Below are 6,881 nucleotides of genomic sequence, written 5' to 3' on the forward strand. Positions count from 1 at the left end.
GGTTTCGCCGGGGGCGCTTCCGGTGGTGGTCTCCCATCCTAGAAGCTGCGCCCCATGTTGAACTCAACCTTGCTGTTGCTGCTGTCGTAGAGGTTGTCCAATCCGTAGCCGTACTCGATCTTGAGGGGGCCCATGGGCGAATACCACAGGATGCCCGCACCGACGCTCTTGTACAACCCAAACGAGGGAGATGCAATGCCGCCACGCTTGGGCGTGTCGAACCACGATTCGCCCTCTTTCCAGGTGTTGCCGGCGTCGAAGAAGCCTGTGCCGTAGATGCCCATCTTCTTGCTCAACGGGTAGGTGAGCTCGAAGTTCATGAACATTTCCTTGTCGCCGTACACGGCGCTGAAGCCGCCATCGGAGAGCGGGGTGATCTTGCGCTGCGAGTAGCCGCGCACGGTTCCGGAGCCGCCCAGGGCGAAACGTTCGCTCACGGGGATGGCCTCGTCGTTCCAGTTCTGGCCGACCCAGCCCACCTGACCGTGCCAGTGGAACACAAGGTCGCCGATCACGGGATGATACCAGCCGGAGTCGAAGATGCCCTTGACGAAATTGTCGCTGCCGGCCAAAAGCCCGCCGCCGTAACTCACAGTGACGCTGTTCACCGTGCCCTTGGAGGGCAAGGTGGTGGAACCGCCGTTGGTGGTGTCGCGTACGACGGTGGCCGAGGCCACGCTGGCCGTGTGCCGACCGAGGGAGTCGATGACCAGCTGCGAAGCGCTGGTGGTGTCCACGTCATAGATCTTGTAGCGCTCCAACCGGTAGTCCCAGATGACGCTGGTGTACTCGCCCAGGGGATAGGAGAAGGTCACCTTGCCGCCGAGGGAGTCTCGGTCGTAGGAGACGTAGTCTTCCTGGCGGTCGAAGAGCTGCAGGCCCACACCCAGGTTGCTGTCGTCCCAGCGGGGGTTCATGGCTGTGAAGGTGTACGCGGTTTTCTTGGAGCCCCACTGGCCGTTCAGGCTGGTGCTCCAGCCCTTGCCGAAGAGGTTGCCCTCCTCGATGGAGGCCGCGAAATACACGGAATCGTAGGTGGAGTAGCCCACGCCGCCGCCGATCTTGCCGGTGTCCTTGTCCTTGACCTTGACCTTGAGGTCCATTTCATCCGGGCTGCCCGTGGGCACGGGTTCGATGTCCACGCTGGAGAAGTAGCCCAGCTTGTCCAGGCGCTCGCTGGAGCGCTTGAGCTTGTCGCCGTTGAACTGATCGCCGTCGGCCAAGCGCATTTCACGCATGATGACGTTGTCGCGGGTCTTGGTGTTGCCCTCCACCAGCACGCGGCGGATGTGCACCCGCTGCAGCTTGCGCATGACGTAGATGATGTCCACCGTCTTTTCCTCGGGGTGGTCGTTCATGCGCACGTTGGCCTCGGCGTAGGCGTAGCCGAAGTTGTTGTAGTAGTCGGTCAGGGCCTTCAGGTCGTCGCGCACCATGGAGCGGTCGAGGTAGCCCTTGGTCTTGGCCACCTCGGCGGACTTGGTAAGGGCCACGAGCTTGGGCTCGTCGGCGATGAGGTCGCCCTCCACGCGCACGCTTTCCACCTTGAACCGGGGGCCCTCCTCCACGCGGAAGACGATGGTGATGCCGTCCTCGCCGATCTGCACGTCCGGGGCCGAAACCTTGGCGTCGATGAAGCCGCGGTTGTTGTAGTAGGCGGCCAGGGCCGCGCTGTCGCGCTCCAGCAACTCCTCTTTCAGAATGCCGCTCTGGGTGAACCAGGAGAGCAGCCCGCGCTCCTTGATGGCCAGCTCGTCCTTCAGATCGTCCTCGGAAAGCTGGCTCGCGCCTTCGATGATGATCTTCTGGATGAAGAGCTTCTTGCCTTCATCGATGACGAAGTTGAGCCTGGCCTGGCCCTGCCCGGCGGACTCGATCTCGTGGGTGACCTTGGCGTTGTAGAAGCCGTCCTTGCGGTACATCTCGCGGATGGCGGCGATGTCCTCGGACAGGACCTTGGGGTTCAGCACCGCGCCCTTCTTGGAGTTGGCGGCCTTGATGATGTCGTCGCTCTTGAGTTCCTTGGCGCCTTTGACGCCAATGGCCAGGATGCGCGGCTTCTCCACCACGCGGATGATGAGCTTCTTGCCGCCGGAGGCGTCGCGCAGAAGGGCCTTCACGTCGTCGAAGTAGCCCAGGTCGTACACCGTCTTCACGTCGGTGTTGATGGTCTTGAAGTCCACCGTGTCGCCCTTCTTGGTGGTCAGGCGCATGAGCACCACCTCGCGGTCGAGCGCGACGTTGCCCTCGACCTCGATGTCCACCACGCGGTCCAGGCCCATGAGGTCGCCCTTCATGCGGGCCACCAGCTCGTCCACGGCGGGCAAGAGATTGATGAGCCCGTCCTTGCTGACGGACACGGGCATGGGCTGCTTGAGGCCGAAGGGGTCCACCACGCGGATGTCCAGGGACAGGGTCTCGCCCAGCTGGCTGAAACTGCCGGTGATGGCGTACGCCGCGCCCGTGAGAAGCGCGCCCTCGCGGACGGTCTGGGGATCGCCGGGGGCAAGCCCCTTGGAGGCGAGCGCCCGTTCCAGCGATTCGCGCGGAATCACGGTGAAGCCCGCTTCGGAGAGGCGCTCGGAGAGCATGTCCTGCAGGCCCTGGCGAAGGTATTTCATGTCGTCGCCAGCGTTGATCTCGAACGGCAGCACCACCACCGAGACCTCCCGCGGGGAGGTGACGGCGGCCAGGAACTGCCGGGGCGCGGCGAACACCGCCACGGCCAGGGCCAACGCGGCCAGCGCAAAAAATCTCGTCTTTCTACCCCTGGGCATACAGCACTCCCAAACGCAGCTCCAGCCGCCGTCCCATGACCGCGGCCAGTTCTATGTTATGCGTTACGACCACGAAAGTCATCCCCAAGTCCCTGTTCAGGGAAACCAGGAGTTCGCCGATCATCCTGCCCGTCTTTTCGTCCAGGTTGCCGGTGGGCTCGTCGGCCAGAAGCGCCTTGGGCCGGAGCAGGATGGCCCTGGCGATGGCCGCCCGCTGGCGCTCGCCCCCGGAAAGCGTCGTCACCGGAAAATCCATACGTCCCTTCAAGCCCACCAACTCCAGGGACTCGCGCGCAAGCGCCAGCGACTCCTCCCTGCTCTTGCCCGCTATAAGCCCCGGCATGGCGACGTTCTCCAGGGTGGTGAACTCCGCCAGCAGGTGGTGGAACTGGAACACGAACCCTATGTCCCTGTTGCGCAGGGCGGCCTTGCGCCTGCCGTCCATCCCGTTGAGCGCCAGCCCGGAGAAGAAGATCTCTCCGCTGGTGGGCGCGTCCAAGGTGCCGAGCAGGTGCAGCAGCGTCGTCTTCCCCGATCCAGACGCTCCAAGGATGGCGATGGACTCTCCGGGCATGATGGAGAGGTCGATCCCGTCCAGCACCGTGAGGCGCTCCGCAGGTCCAGCAAATTCCTTGCCAACCTTGTTCAGCAGGTATAGCGGCTCTCTACTCATAGCGCAAGGCGTCCGAGGGCTTGAGGGTGGCCGCCCGCCGGGCCGGATACAGGGTGGAGAGGAAGCACAAAAGCAGCGCCGCCGCGCCGATGAGCGTCATGTCCAGCCATTCCAGCCTTACGGGCAGATAGTCCACGGGGTACACGTCGCTTGGCAGCTTGATGAACTGGTATTTTTTCAGCAGAAGCGCCACGGGAATGCCCAGGCCATAGCCCAGGGCCGTGCCCACCGCGCCGATGAAGCTGCCCTGGAACATGAAGATGCGGCGGATCATGCCCTCGTCCGCGCCCAGGCTCATCATCACGGCGATGTCCTTGGTCTTCTGCATCACCAGCATCACCAGCATGGTGACGATGCTGAAGGAGCCCACCAGCACGATCATGGCCAGAATGATGAACATGGCGGTCTTTTCCAGCTCAAGGGCGGCGAAAAGGTTGGCGTTCATCTCCTGCCAGTTGCGCACGTACACAGGGTACTCGTGCAGCTTGGCGCGCAGGGCTTCGCTCACTTCTCCGGCCTTGTACACGTCGGCCAGGCGAACCTCCAGGCCGGAAACGATGTCGTCCTTGAACCCCAGCAGGTTGCGCGCGGCCTCCACCGTGACGTAGCCCAGGGTGGCGTCGTACTCGAACATGCCCGTGCGGAAGATGCCCGCCACCCGGAACACGCGCACCTTGGGCGTGAAGCCCACGGAACTCTGCGTGCCCGTTGGCGAAAGCAGGTTCACGGTGCTCCCCAGGCCCAGGCCCAGGCGCTTGGCCATCTCCGCGCCCACCACCACGCCGGGCATGTCCGGATCGGCGTCCAAATCCTTGACGCTGCCCGCAACCATGTCCTTGCTGATGGACAGCACCTGCTCCGCGGTGCCGGGCTCGATGCCGCGCAGCACCACGCCCTTCACGCCGCCGCTGGCGGAAAGCATGACCTCGGAATACACGAAGGGCGTGACGCCGGTGACGCCGGGCACCTGACGGCACAGCTCGGCCATGTCCTTGTGGTCGCGAATGCCGCCGGAAAACGCGCTGACGATGACATGCGCGTTGACGCCCAGGATCTTGTCGCGCAGGTCCTTGGTGAAGCCGTTCATGACGCCGATGACCACGATGAGCGCGGCCACGCCCAGGGCCACGCCGCACACCGCGAACAGGGAGATGACGGCGATGAACGACTGCTTGCGCAGTGCGAAGATGTAGCGAAGCGCGATCAGCAGCTCGAAGTTCATGCGGGTCCGGTGGCCGGGCCGCCCCCGGACGAGGCCCCGCCGCCCGAGGTGGTCTCCGGGCGGAGCAGCGGGAACAGGATGACCTCCCGGATGGAGGGGGAATCGGTCAAAAGCATGACGAGGCGGTCGATGCCGACGCCTTGGCCAGCGGCGGGAGGCATCCCGTACTCAAGGGCGCGCACGTAGTCCTCGTCCATGAAGTGCGCCTCGTCGTCGCCGGCGGCCTTTTCCTTCACCTGCTCCTCGAAGCGGCCACGCTGATCCACGGGGTCGTTCAGCTCGGAAAAGGCGTTGGCCAGCTCGCGGCCCACCACGAACAGCTCGAAGCGGTCGGTGATGTCCGGATTCTCCTCGTTCCTGCGGGAGAGCGGCGAAATATCCGTGGGGTAATGATAGATGAAGTGCGGCTGGATGAGCTTGGGCTCCACGAAGATGTCGAAGAGCTTGGCCTGCAGCTTGCCCAGCTTTTCGCCCTTGATGACCTTCTCCCCGCTCTTGCGCACCAGCGCCGCGCACTTCTCGTAGTCGCCGTAGACCTCCGGGTCCACGCCGCCGATTTTCTCGATGGACTCGTGGAAGGTCATGCGCACCCACTTGCCAGGGGTGAGGTCGATGTCCTGCCCCTGGTACTGCACGACGGTCGAGCCGCACACCTCCCGCGCCACCCCGGCGATCATGTCCTCGGTGAGGTCCATGAGGTCGCGGAAGTCGGCGAAGGCCCAGTAGAACTCAAGCATCGTGAACTCCGGGTTGTGCCGGGTACTGATGCCCTCGTTGCGGAAATTGCGATTGATTTCGTAGACCTTCTCGAACCCGCCCACGAGCAGGCGCTTCAGGTACAGCTCCGGCGCAATGCGCATGTAGAGCTTCATGTCCAGCGCGTTGTGGTGGGTCTCAAACGGCTTGGCCGTGGCCCCGCCGGGGATGGGCTGCATCATGGGCGTCTCAACCTCAAGGAAGCCCTTGGAGTCGAGGTAGTTGCGGATGCCGCGCACGATCATGGTGCGCTTGCGGAAAATTTCGCTGGTCTTGGGCGTGACGATGAGGTCCACGTAGCGCTGACGGTAGCGCGTCTCCATGTCCTTCAGGCCGTGGTACTTCTCCGGCAGGGGGCGCATGGACTTGGTGACAAGCGACACGGACCGTGCGCGCAGGGTCAGCTCGCCGGTCTTGGTGCGGAACAGCTCGCCCTCCACGCCAAGAATGTCGCCCATGTCGAATTTCTTGAAGATCTGGTAGGCATCCGTGCCCAGGTCGTCGCGGGCCACGAACACCTGCATGGAGCCGGAGGCGTCCTGCAGATGGATGAAGGTCACCTTGCCGAAGGACCGCAGCGAAACCATGCGGCCCGCCACGCGAAAAGTTTTCCCAAGGGTGGCGAGGGCCTCCTCGTCAAGCCCGGAGTAAGCCTCCGGGATGTCGCCGATATGGGTGTCCTTGCGAAAGGTGTTCGGGTACAGGTGCAGGTCGGCGTCCAGAAGCGCGCAGGCCTTGTCGATGCGGGTTCGCAGGACATCGTTCATCTCGTCGCGCGCAGCCAATGCGTCCGCCAGGGGCTTGAAGCGCCCCGCGTGCGGAGACTGGGCGCGATGCTTTCCTGCGCCGCCGTCGTGTGCGTTTTCGGCCAAAACGGGTCTCTCCCCTAGAGGTGTGCGGGCTCTAAAAAATGTCTCAAACAAATCGACCGGGTTCGTCGTCTGCCTATGCCATAGCTCCCCGGCAGTCAAGGGCGGGAGATACTCCGGCGGCTGTGGGAAGTCAAAAGATATGACGCGGGGCGAAATTGGTCGCGCCTCCATTTTTTTCTCCAGATTCCGCTTGACCTGCGGAGCCACTTCGGCGTAAAGAGTCCTCCGCCGCTCAAGGCGGCCCTTCCCCGGTAGCTCAATCGGCAGAGCGGGTGGCTGTTAACCACTAGGTTCGCGGTTCAAGTCCGTGCCGGGGAGCCAGAAAGAACAAGGGTTCCAGACAAAACGTCTGGGGCCCTTTTTCATTGGCTGGCGGTTTTGTCCAGCTCCTGTCCCGCTTTTTTGGGTGATGTCACGCATATGACCTGCCCCCGCGCGGGGGGCGACCGCCAACGGGCAGCCCGACGACCTCATCGCCCTTGTTTCAATCCACGCCCCCGCGCGGGGGGCGACCGGTGGCCTGCACCTGTTCAATCATGTCCGGGCCGTTTCAATCCACGCCCCCGCGCGGGGGGCGACGC

4 protein-coding genes and 1 tRNA gene are annotated in these 6,881 nt (G+C 63.7%); 1 reads left to right on the forward strand and 4 read right to left on the reverse strand.

Features of this window, described 5'->3' with window-relative positions; genetic code table 11:
* Positions 1-38: 38 nt before the first annotated feature.
* From bamA to lysS, 4 genes are read right to left on the reverse strand one after another with little or no spacing between them, the layout of a single operon-like run.
* Complete coding sequence (gene bamA / locus CHB73_RS16055; RefSeq protein WP_089275622.1) at positions 39-2,777, reverse strand: outer membrane protein assembly factor BamA; 2,739 nt, start codon at positions 2,775-2,777, stop codon at positions 39-41.
* Positions 2,764-3,450, reverse strand: coding sequence for an ABC transporter ATP-binding protein (locus CHB73_RS16060; RefSeq protein ID WP_089275623.1), 687 nt, complete (start codon positions 3,448-3,450; stop codon positions 2,764-2,766). Before CHB73_RS16060 ends, bamA begins: the two co-directional genes overlap by 14 nt.
* On the reverse strand, positions 3,443-4,672 hold the full coding sequence (locus CHB73_RS16065) for a lipoprotein-releasing ABC transporter permease subunit (protein WP_089275624.1): 1,230 nt from the start codon (positions 4,670-4,672) through the stop codon (positions 3,443-3,445). Before CHB73_RS16065 ends, CHB73_RS16060 begins: the two co-directional genes overlap by 8 nt.
* Positions 4,669-6,195, reverse strand: a complete 1,527-nt coding sequence (gene lysS, locus CHB73_RS16070; RefSeq protein ID WP_089275630.1) for a lysine--tRNA ligase — start codon at positions 6,193-6,195, stop codon at positions 4,669-4,671. The genes CHB73_RS16065 and lysS overlap by 4 nt, the downstream gene beginning before the upstream one ends.
* A 350-nt stretch (positions 6,196-6,545) precedes the next feature.
* Here lysS and CHB73_RS16075 point away from each other — a divergent pair.
* Positions 6,546-6,621: transfer RNA gene (locus tag CHB73_RS16075), tRNA-Asn, on the forward strand.
* Positions 6,622-6,881 lie beyond the last annotated feature (260 nt).

The organism is Humidesulfovibrio mexicanus (assembly GCF_900188225.1).
In the GTDB taxonomy this organism is placed as follows: Bacteria; Desulfobacterota; Desulfovibrionia; order Desulfovibrionales; family Desulfovibrionaceae; genus Humidesulfovibrio; species Humidesulfovibrio mexicanus.